The organism is Noviherbaspirillum massiliense JC206 (genome assembly GCF_000312045.1).
Taxonomy (GTDB): domain Bacteria; phylum Pseudomonadota; class Gammaproteobacteria; order Burkholderiales; family Burkholderiaceae_D; genus Noviherbaspirillum; species Noviherbaspirillum massiliense.
The window spans coordinates 50964-70511 of record NZ_HE978635.1; the positions used below are offsets into that span (position 1 = coordinate 50964).

Sequence of the window (19548 nt, forward strand, 5' to 3'; positions counted from 1 at the left end):
TGGGGTATATTCGGTACGCTGCACGAGGGGAAGCCTTCTGTGCCTGCCATAAAAAGCGGTGAATCAGCCGCACCGCAGGCGGCTTTCCAAGGGGTTATTTGCTTCAAATCCTGCTTAAACCTGAACAAAGGAGCGAGACACATGAAACCGAAGTTTTTGTACTCCCTGGCCGCGATCGCACTGGCCGCAAGCACGACCGCCTATGCGCAGTCTGCCTATCCGACCAAGACCATCACCATGATCGTGCCGTTCTCGGCAGGCGGACCAACCGATACCGTCGCCCGCCTGATCGCGCAGTCGATGGGCAAGACCCTCAATCAGCAAGTGATCGTCGAAAACGCCGTGGGCGCAGGCGGCACCATCGGCGCCGGGCGCGCGGCAAGAGCGGAACCGGATGGCTATACCCTGCTGCTGCACCATATCGGCCAGTCCACCGCCCCTACCCTGTACCGCAAGCTGACCTTCAATCCGGTTACCGATTTCGAGCCGGTCGGACTGGTGACTGACGTGCCGATGACGCTGGTGGCGCGCAAGGATTTTCCGGCGAAGGACATGAAGGAGCTGATCACCTATCTCAAGACCCACAAGGACAAGGTCACCTATGCCAATGCCGGCGTCGGATCGGCCTCGCACCTGTGCGGCATGCTGTTCATGAGCGCGATCGAAACCGAACTCACCACGGTGCCCTACAAGGGGACCGGCCCGGCGATGAATGACTTGCTGGGCGGCCAGGTGGACACGATGTGCGACCAGACGACCAACACCACCAGCCAGATCAAGAGCGGCAAGATCAAGGTCTATGCCGTCACAACCCCGAATCGCGTTCCTTCCCTGTCGAATGTGCCGACCACGAGCGAAGCCGGCCTGCCGAACTTCCAGGTCGCGGTCTGGCACGGCCTGTACGCGCCCAAGGGCACGCCGAAACCGGTCATCGACAAGCTGGCCAATGCCTTGCAGGTTGCGTTGAAGGATCAGACCGTCAAGCAGCGCTTCGCGGAACTGGGTACCGAGCCGGTGCCGGCCGACCGCGCCACCCCGGAAGCCCTGCGGTCCCACCTCAAGGCCGAGGTCGACAAATGGGCGCCGATCATCAAGAAGGCAGGCGTATACGCCGACTGAGCGCCGGCTGAAGCTGTCCATCGCTTGCGCGGGAACATGGCGGGGAAATTCCCCGCCATGTTCATTTCCGGGCCCAGTTCGCCTTCCACGCGCGCCATGATGGGCATGATGGACAGCGGGCGGGCAAGCGACTATTCCAGCTGGATTTCCCCGTCGATACTGAACTTGAGCTTCAGTGCCGCGATTTCCACGGTCGCTGTCGCTGGAAAGCTTTCATTGCCGGTGATTTCGCCGCGCACAAGCGCCTGCGCGACGGCCTGTTCGATTTCCCTCTGAGAACGGACTCCGACCGTCTTCAGGAATTTGCGAATGCTGAGGTTGAAGGTTTCTTCATTCATTACGGCCTCCCGGCAGGAATGCAGTGTCTTCTCGGTGATTCCATGCGGCTTTCCTCCGATGCCACCATCCCGCGCAGCGCCAGCCCGAGCCCGAACGCGGCATAAACCACAAACAGCGACCGACGCGGCAGCCTTTGCTCGAACCCCGGCCGCAGCCGCCGCGGTGTCAGGGTGTAATCGACGAAGCAAGCGAGTCCGGCAATGGCAGTGCCGCCGGCGAACGCGGGGACAAGCGATTTTTGTTCCGCATGTTCGCCCAGCCATTTTTCATAGATTACTGCCCAAAAGGTGGACGAAGCATGATGGATCGCATATCCGAGCGCGGTATAGCGCATGCTCGGGCCGTCGCGCTGCGTCGCCCGCCTACCCCAGAACCAGTGGCTGATGGCATTCGTGGGCCCGTAAGGCGTTCCATCTTCCTGTTCCCCGTAAGCACTAAGCGCTGCCGTGGACAGGACGCTTGCCACGCTGCCACTCACTGCGCCATCACGCAAGGCTTGCCGCCAGCTTTTCATGCACGCTCCCTTGGGAATGAACTTGCCGCTTCTGCAATCATCATAGTTGTGACGAATCAAGGCCGGGCAGGTTCCCGCGAAGGAGGCAAATTGGTGGTGTTGCTGACAGGAGCGAGCGGATTCATCGGGCGCCGGCTCGCCGATGCCCTCGCCATGGCCCAGCACAAGGTGGTATGCGCCGTGCGCGATCCATCCAGGATGACGGACCAGCGTTTCCGTTGCGTGGCGGCGGATTACACCCGCGACTTCAGCGCGGAAGACTGGCTGCCGCGCCTGGCCGGAATCGATGTCGTCATCAATGCAGTCGGCATCATCCGCGAACACGGCTCCCAGACCTTCGATGCGATTCACAGCCGCGCGCCGCGCGCCCTGTTTGCCGCCTGTGCCGCCGCCCAGGTAAAGCAGGTGATCCAGATTTCCGCGCTGGGCGCGGACGCGCAGGCACAGAGCCGCTACCACCTCAGCAAGAAGGAAGCCGATGATTTCCTGGCCAGCCTGCCGCTCGCATCCGCCATCGTCCAGCCTTCCATCGTGTACGGACCGGGCGGCACCAGCGCGCAGCTGTTCACCACGCTTGCAAGCCTGCCGCTGATTGGCCTGCCCGGGCGCGGACTGCAGCAGATCCAGCCGGTGCATGTGGATGATGTGGTGGCAGCGATTCTCGCGCTGCTGGGCCGGCCGGTCGGCCGCGGCATCCGCATCCCGGTCGTCGGCCCGCAAGCCTTGGCGCTGCGCGCGCTTCTTGCAAGCTTGCGCCAGGCGATGGGCCTGGGCCAGGCGCATTTCCTGCCGTTGCCGATGCCTTTGATGCAGCTTGCCGCAGCAGTAGGCAAGGTACTGCCCGGCAGCCTGCTCGATGCAGACACGCTGCAAATGCTCGGGCGCGGCAACACTGCGGATGCGGCGCCAACGCGCACGCTGCTCGGGCGTGAACCTCGCGCGGCAACGGAATTCATTCCGAAGGCGCAAGCGCAGACGGTGCGGACGCAGGCCCTGCTCAATTGGCTGCTGCCGATGCTGCGTATCAGCATTGCCCTGGTCTGGATCGTGACGGGGATCGTATCGCTCGGCCTGTATCCGGTGGCCGACAGTTATGCGCTGCTGGCGCGCGTCGGCATTCACGGCGCACTGGCAACGGTCATGCTGTACGGCGCGGCCCTGCTCGACCTCGGCTTTGGCCTGGGCATCCTGCTGCTGCGCCGGCGGCGCTGGCTGTGGCTGGCGCAGATGGCGCTGATCCTGTTTTATACGGCAATCATCAGCTGGAAGCTGCCCGAGTTCTGGCTGCACCCCTACGGTCCCTTGCTCAAGAACCTGCCGATGCTTGCCGCAATCTGGCTCCTGCTCGAACTGGAGAAGCGCTGATGGATTACCTGACCGTGAAATGGCTGCACATCCTGTCCTCGACCTTCCTGTTCGGGACCGGCATCGGCTCCGCCTTCTATATGCTGTTTGCCAGCCTCAGCCGCGACGTGCGCGCGATTGCCGTCGTCGTGCGCTATGTGGTGCTGGCCGACTGGCTGTTTACGACCACCACCATCATCATCCAGCCGCTGACCGGGTTTTACCTGATCCATCTGGCCGGCTTTCCCCTGACGAGCAAGTGGATTGTCTGGTCGATCGCGCTGTATTTCCTTGCCGGCGCCTGCTGGCTGCCGGTGGTCTGGCTGCAGATCCGGATGCGCCGTCTCGCGCGCGAAGCGGCGGAGAAGGATGTCCCTCTCCCCGCTGTCTACTGGCGCTATCTGCGGATCTGGGTGATCCTGGGCATCCCCGCCTTCTTTTCCCTGGTAGTGGTGTTTTACCTGATGGTGGCCAAGCCGGCGTGAAGGCACGCCACCGACTTGGCCGCACGTGGCCGGCGGCTCAGGCTTGCGCCACGCAGGCCGAAGCCGCGAGCACCGGCGCTGCCGCCATCTGGAAGAAGCGGCTGCGCAGGAAAGCGGCGATCCGCTTCTGGGTTTCCGGAAGATACGGAATGTTGTAGTGATCCGAATCGGGGACGATTTCATCCTGCGCGAGCGTGGCAAGCTTCGATACCAGCTGGTCGGTATGCAGGTGCGGCACCACATCATCGGTCTGGGCGCGCAGCACCAGTACCGGCGCCGCCACCTTTTCCGCGTACTTGACCGACTCGAAGCGGTGTTTCAGCAAAAGCGATACCGGCAAGGGCTTGAAGTGGCGCTTGGCGATCGCGAGGATGGAATCGTAGGGAGTGATCAGCGCCAGCGCAGCCACCGGCCGGTGCGCCGCAAGCTGGACTGCCACGCCCGAACCCAGGCTGCGGCCGACCACTGCGATCCGGGCAGCGTCCACTTGCTGGTGCGCGGCCAGCCAGTCGAACAGCATCTGGCCGTCTTCGATCATCTGGCGCTCTCCCGGCACCCCGTGGGAATCCCCGTAGCCGCGGTAATTCATCACGAGCACTGTCATTCCGGGAAACATAGTGCCTGCATCGCGCGCTACCCAGGACACCTCTTCCGAGCGGCCGCCGAAATAAATGACGGCGGGGTGCCGGCCGAGCCCGACCGGCGACAGCAGCCACCCGGAAAGACGGGTGCCGTCGGTGCTGCGCAAGACCACCGGCCGGGTCCGATGGCCGCTGCTGCGCGGACGGTCGACTTCCTTGACGCGGATCGGATTGAACACAAGCTGCTGCTGCCTTGAAGCAATGGTGGCCATCAGGCCGATCCAGACTGTACCGGCCAAGCCGGCAAAGCCGGAAAGCATGAGTTTGGTTTTGGGTTCCATGGTGCCGAGTGCTGGTGAGAGAAGAGAGAAGGGCTGGAACAAGCATATCTCTGTGGTAATAAAGGCCATTGCGGTTCCGCAATCAACTTTCTTCTCCTTTCCCCGGGGATACAATGTTATGATGCTAAAATTGCAATTGTGAAAGTAGCATCTACAGGGAGGGGCTATTTCTGCAGTGGATCAGCAATAAGTGAAGGCAGTCAGTGCTGGCTGAGCCTTGCCGAAGGCGCCAGCCATTTCCTTTTCCAATCCATGTGCTGCAGCGGCTTGAGCCATGCACCAGTCCGACGCCGACATCTACCAACGCTTGTCTGCCGCGCACTTGCCGACGCTGCCGCAAGTGCTCGCCAGGCTGGTCAGCCATTGCGAGGCAGATGCCATCGATCGGACAGGCTTGGCTGAGCTGATCGCCATGGATCCCGCGATGACGGCAAAGGTCCTGGCAGCCGCCAGCGCCATCCCGGCATTTCACCGCCCCGGCCTCCCCGCCAGCCTTCGCCATGCCCTCACTGTCCTCGATCCCGGCCTGGTCAAAACCCTGATCGTTGCCGAGTCGGTGCGCCATGCCTTCGACCTGCATCCGCCGGCAGATGCCGCCAGCCTGCTACGCTTCTGGAAGGATTCCTTGCTTGCCGCGCATGCCGCGCGGATGCTGGCGGAGAGGATCGGCTATGGGCACGGGGAGGAATCCTATCTTGCGGGGCTGCTGCACGAGATCGGGCACCTCGCGCTCTCTTGCGTCACGCCTGCAGGAATGCCGAAGGTTTCCCCGGGAAGCAGCGAGGGCCCGGCGGACCTTCACGCGCGAATTTCGCAGGCCGGAGCGGCACTGATCCGGCGCTGGAACGGTGATCCATTCCTCGCCGACAGCGTGCTGTACCGGCTGGGACCCGCCGCCCGCCTGGAGCATGCCCACCCCCTGATCCGCATCGTGTTCGCGGCACGCCTGCTCGCCAATGGAGCGAGCCATGCTGCTTCGGGGCTGGATGGCGCCGCTGCTCTGCTTGGCATGGACGTGCAGGAACTGGCAGGCCTGCAGGAGCAAGCGAGCGAGGAGGTCGGCAGAGCAGCCGCCAGCCTCGGGATCGATCTCGCTACCACTGACGGCAAGGCCCCGGCTAAGGCTTCCCGACCGCCCGGCATGGGCCCGGATGCGGCCAGGGAAAAATTATCAGCGCATGTGCGCAGCCTCGCCCTGTTCTCCGAAACAGGCCGCTGTTTTGCGAAGCAGCGTGATCGCAAATCCTTGCTCGACATGGTTTCGCGCTCAGCGCGCATCCTGTTCGATTTCCGGGATGACGCGGTTCTCATGCTGGATCACGGCAAGCATGTTCTCTCCGTTCTCCCGGGAAGCGGCCGGCACCAGCGCCTGGCGGAGCTGTGCGTGCCGCTCATCAGTGCCGGCCCGCTTGCCGAGGCGGCAACGGAACGGCGCGTCACCTTCATGCTCCACGATGGAAGCACGCTCGGCATACACGAAGAGCAGTTGCTGCGCATTTTTGGCAGTGAATGCCTGGTGTGCCTGCCGCTCGTGGCACAGGATCGCTGCCTCGGCGTCTTCGTGGGCGTGGCGGAATCATGGCAGCTGGAGGCACTGCGGGCGTCGGACCGGCTGCTTCACGCCTTCGGCCTGCAAGCCGCAGCCGCCCTCGATGCGCTATTGAGCGAGCGCTCCGAAACCGAGCGCCAGGCTGCATTCGCCGCCGGGGAATTCAGGAACGTGGCGCAGCGCGTGGCTCATGAAGTCAACAATCCGCTCGCCATCATCCGGAATTATCTGAGCGTGCTCGACCGCAAGCTGATCAAGCAGGAACCGGTAAACACCGACATATCCATCCTGATCGAGGAAATCGACCGGGTCGGACAAATCATGAATGGATTGACCCGGCTGCAGACGCCGGCGCCGGGCAGTGCCGCGGAAATCAACCGTGTCATCCATGACGTGGTACGCCTGTTCCGGGATATGGAATATGCGCCGCCATCCGTGCAGATCGCAGTCCGCACGCCGGACGAGCCGTTCATGCTCGACTGCGATCCGAATCTCGTCAAGCAAATCCTGGTGAACCTGGTCAAGAACGCGGTCGAGGCCATGCCGAACGGCGGCGAGATCAAGATCCAGAACAACGGCTTCGTCAACCAGGATGGCGCGCTGTATGTCGGTCTGTGGATCAGGGATACGGGGCCCGGCATCCCGAAAGACATGATGGCAAATCTGTTTACGCAGGTGCGCAGCACCAAAGGCAACGGCCACAGGGGGCTGGGCTTGAGCATCGTGCATGGCCTCGTCCAGGACATGCAGGGCAGGATTACCTGCCACAGCAACAAGAAAGGGACGGCGTTCGAGATCCTGCTGCCCGTCTCCGGTCTCGCCGGGCCGGCAGCAAACCCCGGGCCAAACAACGGGCATTACGTCTGAGGTGATGATGAAGCTGATAACTTCCTACGATTCGACTGCCATGCACATGGCCTTGAACAGCCTGGGCCTGATGCCAGGCATGGACCAGGGAGCCGTGCCGCGTTTGCTGCTGGTTGATGACGAGCCGCGGCTGCTCTCCAGCCTGCATGACCTGCTCAAGGATTCGGGCTATCAGCTCGTGACCGCCACCTGCGGCAGCGAAGCAGTCGCGCAGCTCATGAAACAACGCTTTGACCTGATCCTGCTGGATCTGAGACTGCCCGACCTCAGCGGACACGAGATCATGGATTTCATCAATGCGAAAGGCATCGATGCGAGCGTCATCGTGCTGAGCGGCGACACCGACATCGATGCCGCGATCGGCGCCCTCCGGCGTGGGGCCTACGGCTATCTGCGCAAGCCTTATCCGCACGAAGAATTGCTCAAGACGGTCGACAATGCGCTTCAGAAACGCCAGCTGGAAGCCGAGAATCGCCAGATTTCCTGGCGTCTGGCCTGCTCGGAAAAGCTTTACCGCTATCTGGTGGACAGCTCGCCCGACATCATCTACACCCTGAACCCTGAAGGGCAGTTCACCTTCGTCAATGACCGTGTCCAGCAGCTGCTCGGCGTTCCGCGCGAAGAACTGATCGGCAAGCATTACTCTTCCCTGGTCCACGAGGAAGACCTGGAGCGTGCCCATTACGTTTTCATGGAGCGCCGCGTCGGCGACCGCGCGTCACGCAATGTGGAGCTGCGCCTGAAGTGCGTCCGCCATGGCCGCGTGGAACGCGCCTTCGAACATACTCTGATGACGGTGTCCTTCAATTCGATGGGCATGTATTCCGCCGAGAAGAGCAGCGGGAGCAAGCAGTTTTTCGGGACTTATGGCGTTGCGCGCGACATCACCGAGCGCAAGCGTGCCGAAGAACAAATCTCCTACCAGGCCTATCACGACATCCTCACCGGATTGCCGAATCGCGTGCTGTTCCGGGACCGCCTCGAGCAGGCACTGATCCAGGCCAAGCGGGATGCGACCGAGCTGGCGGTCATGTTTGTCGACCTCGACCGGTTCAAGCTGGTCAACGATACCCTGGGCCATGTCAAGGGCGATTCGCTGCTCCAGCAGGTGACGGCGCGCCTGAAGGCGAGCCTGCGGCGGGGCGATACCCTGGCACGGATCGGCGGCGACGAATTCACGGTGCTCCTGCCCGAACTGAGGGACAGGCGCGATGCCGGCGTGATCGCCGACAAATTCCTCAAGTGCCTGGACCAGCCCTTCTATCTTGATGGCCATGAATTGCATGTATCGGCGAGCATCGGCATTGCCGTGTATCCGGATGACGGCAACGCCATAGACGACCTGATCCGGCATGCCGACATTGCCATGTACCAGGTCAAGGCGATCGGCAAGAACGGCTACAGCTTTTACGACAATTCGATGCTGGATGCGTCGGGTCAGAAAATCATTCTGGAAAACAGCCTGCGCCGGGCGCTGGAGCAGCATGAGCTCGAAATGTATTACCAGCCGCTGGTGGATGTGAAGACCGGCAGGATCATCGGCGCCGAAGGGCTGATGCGCTGGAACCATCCGGATCGCGGCTTGCTGGCGGCGGGAGAGTTTCTTCCCTTTGCGGAGGAAAACGGATTGATGATTCCGATCACCGACTGGATGATAGGCGCATTGTGCCGCGACGGCAGGGAATGGAACGCGGTGAGCGACCGGGCGATCCGCCTTTCGCTGAACATTTCTCCACAATATCTGGATCGCGGCAATTTCAGCAAGAAGCTCCAGGAATCGCTGGCCACCTATGGCCTGTCACCGACGCAGATCGAAGTCGAAATCACCGAGAACATCTGCATCCGCAAGCCGCAATACGCCATCGAGCAGCTCAACAGATTGTGCGACCTGGGAGTCAGCGTGGCGATCGACGATTTCGGCACCGGCTATTCATCCCTGTCCTACCTGCATCGCTTTCCGATCCACACGATCAAGATCGACCAGTCCTTTGTCCGGGAAATCGTGAGCGATAACGGCCATTATCCCGTGGTGCTGGCCATCATCTCGATCGCACGAGGCCTTGGGCTCAACCTCGTGGCCGAGGGCGTGGAGACGCAAGTCCAGGCCCGCTACCTGGAACGGGCGGGCTGCACCACGATGCAGGGATATTATTTCCACAGCCCGCTGACCCGAAGCGAATTCATTCGGGCCCTGAAGGCGCAATCCCCCGTTCTGGCGGCACGCTGACTGACCAACCTGCTTGTCTTGGAGGAAGTCGGGTTCGCCATCCCGCCGCAAGGTCAATCCTCAAGGGACGACTGCAATTCTGCGAGCGCCGCCCGAATCGCGCTGCCGGAAAAACCCCGGCTGGAGAGATGACGGTAGATCTTCTGCCTGAGTTCGGGTGTCAGACCAGCGGCAGCCGCCATCTTTTTGAATTTTTCCACTGAGTGCCTGGCGCGGTCTTCTTCCGGGTCCAACGTCGCAATCTGTTCGCGCGCCACTTTTTCGCTGACGCCCTTGCTGCGCAGGACAAGTTCGATCTTCCGGTTGCCAGCGCGTGACTGACGCGCCCTTGCCTTGCTCTCGGCATACCTCTCATCCGACTGGTAGCCGCGCTCGGTAACAAATGCCATCGCGGCGTCGGCTTCTTCGGCACTGTAGCCGCGCTGGATCAGTTTGGCACGCAAATTGACAGCACTGTACTCGTAGCGGCTCAACAGGAACATGGCATATTGCGGGCTGCTCATCTTCGGCTTCTGCCTGGGCTCGCCGGGACGTTTGCGTTGCCTGGTCTTGTCGGAGGTTCGGGTGTATTCGATGGATTTCGTCATGGGAAAAGCGCATCCTCGGCAATGCTTTCGGACTCGCTTTCCGCATTATCCGGCATGAAGCTGATTGGCGCATCCCTCACCGCAGCGGTCGGGCTGGTTCTCCCCGGCGCGGCCAGCCAATCTCTAGCGGGATCCGGCCTTGGATTCAGATATCCAAGGGCTGGCCAGCCGCCATTTGTTCGATAAGCTGGCGCATTTTTTTGAGTCCCTCGGCTTCGCCGGTTTCCATGTTCAGGCGGTAAAGATCGACGAATCCCGCGGCGCCCAATGCCATGCTCGCGATCTTTACTCCTTCGTAGAGAGTCCGGTCCAGTGCGCCCCCCACCGCTCGCACACACAAGAAAGGAATATCCCGCGTCTGCAGCGTCGATTTCGCGTAGCGGAGCAGATCGAACATGCGGCAGCCGTCAAAATGCGCGCCGCACACGATGACGTCGAATCGGCTACTGTCGAGCAAGGACTGGGCCTCGTTCAACGACGTGGTGAACGTCATGTCAAAGCTGCCCGGCACTACTTGCGATATGGGCTGGATGTACTCCGGCATCAGTGCCACCAGCACTTTGGTCGTGGCTTGCATTTAACCCTGTCTCCCACGGGCACGGCCCCGCTGTGCTTTGTTGTTTAACGAATGTCAAACTTTAAAAGAGTTTGTTAATTTGCAACTTTGACTTAGATCAAAAATTCGTAATTGAACAAAACTGGCAGGACGCCAATTCGGTGCTTAGTAAGGCAGCCTTGCCCTTTTGCTTATTCAAAAAGAAAGTTTTCGTATTTCCCGTCTGTATAATTCCTGTCGGAAATGCTTTTATTGCATTATTCCCGCCACTCTAATCTGACAGGAGTCCCTATGCTCGTTCGTTTTGCAATGTGCGGCGCTTTGCTCGCTGCATCGATTTCTGCCTCATGGGCGCAATCCCTGCCGCAAGGCTATCTGTGCTGCAACATGCGTACGGATGGCAGCTGGATCAGCGATGCGAACTATGCCGAAAACGGGAAGCGTGTCATTGCAGTTGGTACGCCTGTCAAGGCAACGGGATACGGGCGGTACCGGGTTTATGTGGAAATTGGTGGCGGCAAGCAAGCCATTGGCAACGATTACAGCCGCGATCTGCAATTGGAAGCTTTCGCGAAACGCTATATCGTGGAGGCGGATCCCAAGGCCAAACTGGCAACTTACCCGGCGAGAATCCGCAACGCCATCACGAGTGCCCGTCTCGTCCCGGGCATGACCCGTGAGCAGGTCTTGATGGCGGTGGGTTATCCCATGAGCAGTGAAAATCCCAACCTTGATGCCAAAATCTGGCGCTACTGGCTGACCAGCTTTGCCGAGTTTCAGGTCGTTTTTGACGGTAACGGACGGGTGAAGGAAATCACTACCGATCCACAGACGCGCAATCTGGTAGTGATGGATTAAGCGGTTCCGGGCAGGCAAACGGCCGTGTTGCCGCATTCGGGCAACACGGCCGTTCTTATTTGTAGGTTTATCGTCAGGACCAGAAGTGTGCAGCAAACTTCAGGTCAAGATATCAGTCCACTGCGGGGTTGTGCCAAACATGCTCGCAGGCAAGGCACACCATGCTCGGCACGCTTACGTCATTGTGCACGGATGTCCATTCGTCCTGTTTCCTGCGATCCTGCAGCTGCCTCCTGTCCCGCAAATAGGGGGTGGCATTGGCTGCATTCTTGCGCCGATCGGTCTGTCCGGATCGTTCATCAAGCGGTTGAATGTGGACAGATTCCACTCCCTGGAATTTGCCGCACTCCGGACACTGCTGGTTCGTCTCGACTAATGGCATCAGCATTTTAGGTCTCTTCCACGCATCGCACGGGACTCGGGTTTAACACGCAAAGCGGCATTTTGTTGCCGCATTGACAAGAGAATATGCCGTCCGGATACAGATGTCTAGGTCTTAGGCTTCCAATGACAAGAATTCGTCCTGGACAGCCTGCAATTGGGGCAGCCTGCGAACTTCAGCCATTCCGCAGTCAGGTCCCCAGAACGCTTTTTGCAGTATCGATGATCTTCTGGGTATGGGGGGGCTTCAAGGCCGCGCCGAGCGCTTTTTCTACTGCGCCATATAAGGACTCGAGTTCCGGACGCGAGCTGCAGCCGACCAATTGCTGCTTGAGAATATAACTCTGGAAGCCGACATGTTCATCGAGCGCGCTCGCCAGATGAGCGCGTGCGCCCAAAAGCTTGAGATCCACTCCCGAGGCAGATGTTGCGCTCCTTTGCCCGCCTGCCTGATTCGGCATCGAAGCAGGTTTTACGGCTGAAGCGGGCTTGTTGTCCTCTTTCGGCTTCGCCGCTGCGGTTCCGCCGGAATCGGCACTGGGCATTTTCCCGTCTTGCGACAGCACCGGTAGCTCTGGCACGGGTGCCGGACTGGTTGGCTCAGGCGTGGCAACCTTCCTCGATGGCGTTGGGGTTTCTGCCGGCTGCCTGGACTGCGGTGCCCGGACCGGCGCTGCTTCCTGCACAGGCCAGGACGCATGCTCGAGCACAGGCTCGACCGATGGTTCCGATTCCAACGTTGGCAAGGCCTCCCGCGAGGCAACCGGGGCAGGCGCCGCGGCTGGAGCTTGAACAGGCTCCTCCGCGGGAATGGCGATCAAACCTTTTTCGAAGAGCGTTTCCAGCGCCCCGGCGTGCGCTCCGGCTGCATCCATCACACGCCTGAGTTCGCCAACGGTTTTTAACCCATCCACCAGAAGCAGGGCAGTTCGCATTCGTGGAGAGAGGCCCAAAGTGCGCGTCTTCATCTCCGCCAGGCCTTCGCTGGTTTTTACCGGAATGTCGTCATCTTTCATTCATCCTCCCTTTTGCCATACAGGCAACCGGATCATCCAATACATGCGTCAAGCCGCCAATTTGCCTTCACAGCCGAGTAACTGACAAATGCAGCGATGCAGCCGCCCCGGCCTGGTGCACCAAACAGACGCGGCACGGCCACGCCATGTCGTCCCTCGCGCCAACAACGCCGCTGATAAAAATCCTTCCGGATTGACGCCCCGGTTAAAGACTAATTCCCGGGCGTCGCACGAAGTCCGGAACGATTCTGGCTGTCCAAGCGAGTCGCGAATTCCCGAACCTGCCGGCGCAATATTAGCAAAGATCGCTTCCTTTCCGGCATCGGCAATCATCATCCTCCGACTATCGCAGGCCGAATCGGGCGCCGGGGTTCGGAGCTGGAAAGTTAAAGGCGCAAGCGCCATGCGTTGCCCGCCCCGACTCGGTTCACGAAGCGGAATGCGATCCGTCGGATATCCTTCGGCGTCTGCCCAGCGAGCAGAGCATTGCGGTGTTCGGTATCATTCGTGTTTCAACGATCCAAATAATCATCATGAGCGCAATCAACCCCAAATCGAGTTCCGCTGCCGAGGCGGACCGTCCCTCGCGCGAGGAAGCGGAAGAAGCTGTCCGGACATTGATACGATGGGCCGGCGACGATCCGGCCAGGGAAGGCTTGCTCGATACGCCTTCCAGAGTGGTCCGGTCGTACGAAGAATTCTTTTCCGGTTATCAAGAAGATCCGGCGCAAATTCTGGCCCGCACCTTTTCCGAGGTCGAGGGCTACGATGAAATGATCGTGCTCACCGATATCCGCTTCGAGAGCCATTGCGAACACCATATGGTGCCGATTATCGGCAAGGCACATATTGCTTACATGCCGGAGCGCCGTGTCGTCGGCATTTCCAAGCTGGCCCGGCTGGTCGAAGTCTATGCCAAGCGTCTGCAAATCCAGGAAAAGATGACCGCGCAAATTGCGGATACGCTCAATGACATCCTGCAACCGAACGGCGTTGCAGTGGTGATCGAAGCCTCGCACCAATGCATGACGACCCGCGGCGTGCACAAGCCCGGGGTGGCCATGGTCACGAGCCGCATGCTGGGAACATTCCGGGAAAATCTCTCGACCCGGCAAGAATTCCTGGCGATGATTGGCCGGCCGCACAACGGCAATGCCCTGACCTGAAGGCCTTGAATGCAAACTGCGGGCACCGCCGGTCCTGCAGTTTGTGACCTGATGCTGATGCAGGCCGATCACGCTTGCATCGGACCTGACCGCATCGACAGACAGCTGTGTTTGGCAATGGCCCTAGGCAGCACAGCTGATCTGCCGACACTTTCCGAAACCTGTCAATGCAAGCGAACGAATCCGCACCCGCGCTTTCACCCATCCCCGTCGTCGCAGTTCCATTACTTTCCCTGGCTGCATTTGGAAGCGGCGTGTCGCTACGGGTTACCGATCCACTGCTGCCGCACTTCGCGTCCGAATTCCATGTGTCGCTCGGGGATGCGTCCAATGTGATCACGTTCTTCGCGATTGCGTATGGACTGTCGCAACTGTTCTTTGGTCCGGTCGGCGACCGCTACGGTAAATACTTTGTCGTTGCCTGCGCCAGCATTGCCTGCGCCATCACTGCGGGATTATGTGCCGTGGCGCTGACTTTCCCCCTCCTGCTGCTTGCGCGCCTGCTGGCGGGTGCGACTGCTGCGGCAATCATTCCCCTCTCGATGGCATGGATCGGAGACGTCGTGCCCTATCATGAACGCCAACCGGTGCTGGCGCGATTTCTGATCGGGCAGATCCTTGGTCTTTCAACGGGTGTGTTGTGCGGGGGACTGGCAGCGGACCGGCTCAGCTGGCGCGTCCCGTTTTTCGGGGTCGCACTGGCTTTCCTGTTGATCGGCATCGCGCTGTTGACATTGAACCGCCGGCTTCCGGAGTACGCAAGAAAATTACACAAGGCAAAAGGCTCGGCTGTGCGCCGCATGACCGGGGAGTTTCGGCAGGTGCTCGCCCGCCCGTGGGCGCGGATTGTCTTGCTGACCGTATTCCTCGAAGGCGCATTTCTTTACGGTTCCTTCGCATTCATTGCCTCCCACGTACATCGCACGTTTGGCATGTCCTTGAGCGGCGCGGGCGCGTTGGTGATGCTGTTCGGATTCGGCGGACTGCTGTTCGCGATCGCGTCCGCGAAGCTGGTGCGTCGGCTGGGCGAGACCGGCCTTGCACTTTGGGGAGGATGTTTTGTTTCCGCTTCCCTGCTCGCGATCGGGCTCGCGCCTGCCTGGTGGTGGGCAGTACCCGGCTGCTTCATCGCGGGCCTCGGGTTTTACATGCTCCATAACACCTTGCAAATCAATGCCACCCAGATGGCGCCGGAACGGCGTGGCGCAGCGGTGTCCGGATTTGCATCCTGCTTCTTCCTCGGCCAATCTGTAGGCGTAGCATGCGCAGGCAGGATGGTCGAGCATGTCGGCACTTCGGGCGTATTGGCTATCGGTGCGGCGGGGGTGTTCCTGGTGGCGTTAAACTTCAGTTATCGGTTGAAGTCGAAGCTGCCGGACTAGGCATTTCCTCTGGTTCCCTTGTGTGCATATCCAGTCTTACCGTGAAAGGTGTCGGACATGTTCAAAGCAATCTTGATCGAGAATGAGCAGCGCAACTCGCCGCCGCAGGTCGTAGAACTTGACGAATCCCGGTTGCCGGAAGGGGACGTGAGCGTGGCCGTGGAATATTCCACGCTGAACTACAAGGATGCCTTGGCCATTACCGGCAAGGCGCCCATCGTCCGCCATTACCCGATGATCCCGGGCATTGATCTGGCTGGCGTAGTGCGCGAGAGTTCGGTGCCGGAGTTCAAGGCAGGCGATGCCGTGTTGGTCAACGGCTGGGGACTTGGGGAGCTGCATTGGGGCGGCTTGACGCAGGCGGCGCGTCTGAAGGCGCAGTGGCTGCAAAAGATACCGGCGCCGCTCACTGCCCGTCAGGCGATGGCAATCGGCACGGCGGGGTACACGGCGATGCTCTGCGTGCTCGCGCTCGAAGCCGACGGCGTCACGCCCGGCAACGGCCCAGTTCTCGTCACTGGCGCCTCGGGCGGCGTAGGCAGTTTTGCCGTCGCTTTGCTCGGCCGGCTTGGATATGAAGTGATCGCATCGACCGGGAGACCGGAAGAGGCTGACTATCTGAAAGCCTTGGGGGCGAGCGAGATCTGCGACCGGGCGCAGTTTTCCAGTCCGGGCAAGCCTCTTGCGAAAGAGCGCTTTGCCGCTGCCATCGATTGCATCGGAAGCCATACCCTGGCAAATGTCTGCGCCTCCTTGCGCTATGGCGGCACGGTGGCCGCGTGCGGCATGGCGCAAGGGCTCGATTTCCCCGCGTCAGTCGCGCCGTTCATTCTTCGCGGTATTACTCTGCGCGGCGTAGATAGCGTTTACTGTCCGATGGACATCAGGAAGCAGGCGTGGTCACGTCTGGCAGAGCTGGTTTTGCCGGCAACCATTGATGCGGTGCTGCACGAAATCGGACTGAATGAGGCGATTGGCCGAGCTCCGGAAGTGCTCGCCGGGAAAATTCGTGGCCGTCTGCTCGTCAATGTAAACCGATAGATTGCGCTTCGCGATTCCGAGTTTCGCCGGTTTCGCAGCAGCGCGGCTGCTTTTTGCCGGGCCGCGCTTCCGCATGGCATTGGTACCTTTCCGCGTTTCGCAGATAATGAGAAGATTTCCTGTGGGAATTGAGCGAAATCAACTTTGAGGCCCTTTCGCAGCTTAATTTGTTGCATACTAGCTAAAAACCCGGAAAATACCCATGTGCAATATTTCTGTTGCACCAAGCTTTCCTTCCCACCCCATTCAGCGGTAGCGCGACATATCCTCGTCGGAGCCACTGCTTCGGATGACTCTAGCATCGACGGCAATGAATTCTCTTTCCCCGCCGGAATGCTATTGCTTTTGATAGATGTTTTTGATGCAAAACCCTTCGCTCAAGATTCTCGTCGTAGAAGACAATGCTCGCTTTCGTGATCTCCTGTGCGAAATGCTCTCCATCCTCGGTCATGCCGCTATTGCTGCAGGGAGTGCCGAGGATTGCCTGGAGCTGATGCGATCGCAGCATATCGATGTGCTGCTTGCCGATATCAATCTGCCGGGCATGTCGGGCATCGAGCTCGCGGGCATTGCCGTCAAGGCGATTCCGGGAATCCGTATCATCTTTGCGTCCGGCTATGGCTATCTGGTCGCCGACAAAACCGATTTCGATTTCATTCTGCTGCCCAAGCCTTACGGCCTCAGCCAGTTGAAAGAGGCTCTCGAACAGATATCAACGAGGCAACCGGAAGCCTCCGGGTCACAGCAAGATAGTTCGAAATGAGGCACGAGCCTACGGCGCTTCTGTCCCAGCCGATCCTGGCGTATTCACACCCGCACTAATAGAGTGTATTTTTACCGGTCACTCGCAACCTTTGTTGGGCCGCCCGTTCGCTGCGCGAGGGATCATATTCGCAGGCGAGCCGCAATTTCCAGATTGCCGATGCAGCTTCAGTCGATCTCGATCGGCACACCGACAATCCGTCGGTAGCGTGCCATTCCGCTTACATCCAGAAGCCCCAGCCACTTGGCCACCTCGTCATCCGGTCGGCCTTCCGCAAGATGCCGCAGTGCGAAGGTGTGACGAAGCCTGAACAAGCCTCCCGCAGCACTTGGGATACCGGCGTTTTCGAGTACGGCTTTGCACGCTTCGAAACAGCGACTATGCGACCAGGCTCGTCCTGCCGCCGTGGACGGGAATACGAAATCCCCTTGGATATGCTGGCGTTGGCGTATCGTCAGCCATGCCGCCAACTGTCTCGCCGCCCATTCCGATAAGGGCGTTTCGCGTGCGGGACCATTGCCATTCGCGGGCAAGGAAAGCTTCCAGCCTTGATCCGATTCGGGATTCACCCTCAGCACGCCTGCCAGTGTCAGCGCCCGCACATCACCGGGAGCCAGGCCGCCTCCGAGCATCACCGCCACTGCCGCCCGGTCACGCACCTCCTTCCAATGCATGCCTGCGTTCGCACCGTCCACTGCACTCGATGCCGTTACATGCTCTATGATCTGGCGCACTTCGGCGTCAGACAGATAGTCGGGCAAGGGATCCTTGTGTGCCGCTTCGGCATACCGGTACTCGGGGCGCTGCAGCAAATCATATGCAGCTCGATTCGCCCTGATGCCCTGCTTGCCTGCTTCAAATCGCGTGATGCGATCAATCAGGGTCAAGAACCGTCTCACATAGCGGGCAGACAGTTCCTTCCCCCTGGCAGCGCCCCACGTTCGTCGTGGATTGTCGGCTTCACTGCGACTTGCCAGAAAGTCTTCGAGATCGCCCACCCGGATCTCGGCCAAGTGCAAACCTCGCTCCGCGCAATACATCGCGAATGCGTTCCACATTTCCTGGTAGACGGCAACGGTTTTCTGGGTCAAGCCACGCTCGCTCCGATTTTTCGACCGGGAAGACGCGCGGTGCTCCACCCAGCTGGTGAAGGTGAGAGAAAATTTTTCCTCCAGCACGCCGCGCTCCATGGGCTCAAGCGGTTCATAAGCCATTCTTCAAATCTCCTTCAATCAGCCCGTTTCGGCGAAACCCCGGACTTGCCTTAAGGACGTCCCACCTAAAATCGAACTATCGGCACACACTTAACTATTAAGAGCAAGAGCCAGCAAGATGCCACGCCGGCTGTGCCGATAGTTCGAATTATTGGGAAAGAAAATTTGAGCTTTCGCTCAGAGATATCGGTGCAGCGTGGTACTAAGAAACCGCACGAAAATCGCAGTCGATCCGGGCTGGCTTGGGCTTTATAGTCAGAACGGACCCGCATGCAGCAAATTTCTTACTGGCTTTCCTGCGCCACGACAGCCCATTGTGGAAGGTTTGCAGGCCCTTCCACAATGGGAGCAGATTTGCTCTGGCTTGTTCTCAGCGAGAGGCGCGGGCCCGTCGCTTCGTAATCCAAAAACCGACGACGACCAGCAAAGCCGCACTCACCAGCCCGGGAATGCTCATCTGGACAGATGCGCCCGGAACGACGAAATCATGGTGCGGCAACGCGGCATGCGCCCAAGGTTCAATCGCCGCATCGGTAATCATCATGTCTCCGGCAAGATAGCCGAGCAATGCAGCACCGAGCACGATGATGACCGGGAAGCGCTCGAGCAGCTTGAGGATGAGGGTGCTGCCGAAAATGATCAGCGGAATACTGATGGCCAGTCCCAGCACGAGCAGAACGATGCTGCCTTTGGCGGCCGCCGCCACGCCCAGCACATTGTCCAGGCTCATCACCAGGTCCGCGATCAAAATGGTTTTGACAGCAGCTCCCAGGGTAGCGTGGCTCTGCACATTGTCTTCCTCTTCTTCGTCGGTCATGAGCTGGACGCCGATATAGAACAGCAACACGGCACCGACGATTTTCAGATAAGGCAAGGCCAGCAATTTCAAGGCGAAGAGCGTGAGCACGATGCGCATGACAATTGCGGCTGTGCTGCCGTAAATGATTGCCTTCTTCTGTTGCGCCGGCGGCAGCGAGCGGGCAGCGAGTGCGATCACGACCGCGTTATCGCCAGACAGCAGGATGTTCACAACAATGATGTTGCCGAGAGCAGCCCAGAAAATGGGGGAGGAAAAAAAGTCCATGAATTTTCGCTGAGACAGTGTGTTGCTGGAGAATCGCGTGAACGGAAAAAGACAGCAGACGCGCGCCCGGAGGTCTAATCAGCTGCTGCCGCGCGCGGCATGTGGAAGATCCGCATGCCGCGCTTTTCCAACGC

18 protein-coding genes are annotated in these 19548 nt (G+C 59.9%); 10 read left to right on the forward strand and 8 right to left on the reverse strand.

Annotation, left to right across the window (positions count from 1 at the left end; translation table 11 throughout):
- Positions 1-141 precede the first annotated feature (141 nt).
- The gene (locus tag HGHM_RS15705; protein WP_019142504.1) at positions 142-1119 is read left to right on the forward strand and encodes a tripartite tricarboxylate transporter substrate binding protein BugD; all 978 of its coding nucleotides are present in this window, start codon (positions 142-144) and stop codon (positions 1117-1119) included.
- A 131-nt stretch (positions 1120-1250) separates the two neighbouring features.
- On the opposite strand, the gene HGHM_RS15710 is transcribed toward HGHM_RS15705, so the two are convergent.
- Positions 1251-1457: a DUF6494 family protein gene (locus HGHM_RS15710; RefSeq protein ID WP_019142505.1), complete on the reverse strand. Its 207-nt coding sequence runs from the start codon at positions 1455-1457 to the stop codon at positions 1251-1253.
- Entirely contained in the window at positions 1457-1972 is a 516-nt protein-coding gene (locus HGHM_RS15715; protein WP_019142506.1) for a hypothetical protein, read from the reverse strand. Before HGHM_RS15715 ends, HGHM_RS15710 begins: the two co-directional genes overlap by 1 nt.
- A gap of 93 nt (positions 1973-2065) precedes the next feature.
- Here HGHM_RS15715 and HGHM_RS15720 point away from each other — a divergent pair, with 93 nt between their 5' ends.
- Together HGHM_RS15720 and HGHM_RS15725 are read left to right on the forward strand one after the other, a co-directional pair.
- Positions 2066-3337 carry an SDR family oxidoreductase gene (locus HGHM_RS15720; protein WP_281004505.1) on the forward strand — a complete coding sequence of 424 codons (1272 nt, stop codon included), beginning with the start codon at positions 2066-2068 and terminating at the stop codon, positions 3335-3337.
- Entirely contained in the window at positions 3337-3801 is a 465-nt protein-coding gene (locus HGHM_RS15725; RefSeq protein ID WP_019142508.1) for a DUF2269 family protein, read from the forward strand. Before HGHM_RS15720 ends, HGHM_RS15725 begins: the two co-directional genes overlap by 1 nt.
- Before the next feature lie 37 nt (positions 3802-3838).
- On the opposite strand, the gene HGHM_RS15730 is transcribed toward HGHM_RS15725, so the two are convergent.
- Positions 3839-4723 (reverse strand): alpha/beta hydrolase, encoded by an 885-nt coding sequence (locus tag HGHM_RS15730; RefSeq protein ID WP_019142509.1) that lies wholly within the window; start codon positions 4721-4723, stop codon positions 3839-3841.
- 274 nt (positions 4724-4997) lie between these two features.
- Between HGHM_RS15730 and HGHM_RS21535 the strand changes: the two genes are divergently transcribed.
- Positions 4998-7139: an HDOD domain-containing protein gene (locus tag HGHM_RS21535; RefSeq protein WP_019142511.1), complete on the forward strand. Its 2142-nt coding sequence runs from the start codon at positions 4998-5000 to the stop codon at positions 7137-7139.
- Positions 7140-7179: 40 nt separating this feature from the next.
- Positions 7180-9366 carry an EAL domain-containing response regulator gene (locus HGHM_RS15745; protein ID WP_051155351.1) on the forward strand — a complete coding sequence of 729 codons (2187 nt, stop codon included), beginning with the start codon at positions 7180-7182 and terminating at the stop codon, positions 9364-9366.
- Between the two features lie 53 nt (positions 9367-9419).
- Here HGHM_RS15745 and HGHM_RS21540 read toward each other — a convergent pair whose 3' ends face one another.
- Together HGHM_RS21540 and HGHM_RS15755 are read right to left on the reverse strand one after the other, a co-directional pair.
- Complete coding sequence (locus HGHM_RS21540) at positions 9420-9953, reverse strand: regulatory protein RecX (RefSeq protein ID WP_019142513.1); 534 nt, start codon at positions 9951-9953, stop codon at positions 9420-9422.
- Positions 9954-10098: 145 nt separating this feature from the next.
- A complete protein-coding gene (locus HGHM_RS15755) occupies positions 10099-10530 on the reverse strand; it encodes a DNA-binding transcriptional response regulator (RefSeq protein ID WP_019142514.1) in 432 nt (143 codons plus the stop codon).
- Positions 10531-10761: 231 nt separating this feature from the next.
- Here HGHM_RS15755 and HGHM_RS15760 point away from each other — a divergent pair, with 231 nt between their 5' ends.
- A complete protein-coding gene (locus HGHM_RS15760; protein ID WP_218918054.1) occupies positions 10762-11367 on the forward strand; it encodes an outer membrane protein assembly factor BamE in 606 nt (201 codons plus the stop codon).
- A gap of 572 nt (positions 11368-11939) precedes the next feature.
- Here HGHM_RS15760 and HGHM_RS15770 read toward each other — a convergent pair.
- On the reverse strand, positions 11940-12764 hold the full coding sequence (locus HGHM_RS15770; RefSeq protein WP_019142517.1) for a hypothetical protein: 825 nt from the start codon (positions 12762-12764) through the stop codon (positions 11940-11942).
- 533 nt (positions 12765-13297) lie between these two features.
- Here HGHM_RS15770 and folE point away from each other — a divergent pair.
- The 4 genes from folE to HGHM_RS21545 all read left to right on the forward strand — a co-directional run bounded on the left by folE (position 13298) and on the right by HGHM_RS21545 (position 17116).
- Entirely contained in the window at positions 13298-13930 is a 633-nt protein-coding gene (folE, locus tag HGHM_RS15775) for a GTP cyclohydrolase I FolE (protein ID WP_019142518.1), read from the forward strand.
- Positions 13931-14097: 167 nt separating this feature from the next.
- Positions 14098-15312: an MFS transporter gene (locus HGHM_RS15780; protein WP_051155341.1), complete on the forward strand. Its 1215-nt coding sequence runs from the start codon at positions 14098-14100 to the stop codon at positions 15310-15312.
- 57 nt (positions 15313-15369) lie between these two features.
- Positions 15370-16353, forward strand: coding sequence for an acrylyl-CoA reductase (NADPH) (acuI, locus tag HGHM_RS15785; RefSeq protein ID WP_019142520.1), 984 nt, complete (start codon positions 15370-15372; stop codon positions 16351-16353).
- A 361-nt stretch (positions 16354-16714) separates the two neighbouring features.
- The gene (locus tag HGHM_RS21545) at positions 16715-17116 is read left to right on the forward strand and encodes a response regulator (RefSeq protein WP_161603789.1); all 402 of its coding nucleotides are present in this window, start codon (positions 16715-16717) and stop codon (positions 17114-17116) included.
- 167 nt (positions 17117-17283) lie between these two features.
- On the opposite strand, the gene HGHM_RS21550 is transcribed toward HGHM_RS21545, so the two are convergent.
- Positions 17284-18330 (reverse strand): tyrosine-type recombinase/integrase, encoded by a 1047-nt coding sequence (locus HGHM_RS21550; protein WP_019142522.1) that lies wholly within the window; start codon positions 18328-18330, stop codon positions 17284-17286.
- Between the two features lie 370 nt (positions 18331-18700).
- Entirely contained in the window at positions 18701-19414 is a 714-nt protein-coding gene (locus tag HGHM_RS15800; protein ID WP_019142523.1) for a TerC family protein, read from the reverse strand.
- Between the last annotated feature and the right edge of the window lie 134 nt (positions 19415-19548).